Below are 481 nucleotides of genomic sequence, written 5' to 3'. Positions count from 1 at the left end.
CGCCTGCCCGTCGGGCAGCCGGCACGCGGCCGAGTTCGTCCTCGAGGTGGGCTCGTCCTGGGAAGGAGCCTGACGTGGACGAAGTGGATCAGTGGGTCGGCGTCCACGTCTACACGATGACTCCGCTCGACACGATCATCAGGGAACTACTTCCTGACCTGCTGTCCGACCTGCGGGGACAGGGCCTGATCGGGTCTTGGTTCTTCCTGCGGCACTGGGCCGACGGACCGCATCTGAGGGTTCGGCTTCGGCTCGCCGGGGCTGAGCACGACGAGCAAGTTCGTGCTCTGGTATCGGCGCACGTCACCGCGCTCTATTCGAGGATTCCCCCGTCGCGGCCGATGGCCGAGCAGGACTATGTCGAACTGGCGCGCCGGCTCACGGTGTGGGAGCCGGACGTCGAGGTGGGTGGGCTGGCTCCGAACGACAGCCATGCCTTCGTGCCCTACCGGCCTGAGCACGGCAAATACGGGGACGGATT

The 481-nt window shown here is 66.5% G+C and carries 1 protein-coding gene; it reads left to right on the top strand.

Translation table 11 applies throughout. The features are described from left to right. Positions 1-74: 74 nt before the first annotated feature. Positions 75-481: lantibiotic dehydratase C-terminal domain-containing protein (locus GWK61_RS55210; protein WP_323748217.1), on the top strand; the 407-nt coding region annotated here is incomplete at its 3' end.

It is taken from the genome of Catenulispora rubra, assembly GCF_015356825.1.
In the GTDB taxonomy this organism is placed as follows: Bacteria; Actinomycetota; Actinomycetes; order Streptomycetales; family Catenulisporaceae; genus Catenulispora; species Catenulispora rubra.
Note: the sequence above shows the minus strand (reverse complement) of the source record. Positions and strands in the feature narration are given on the sequence as shown.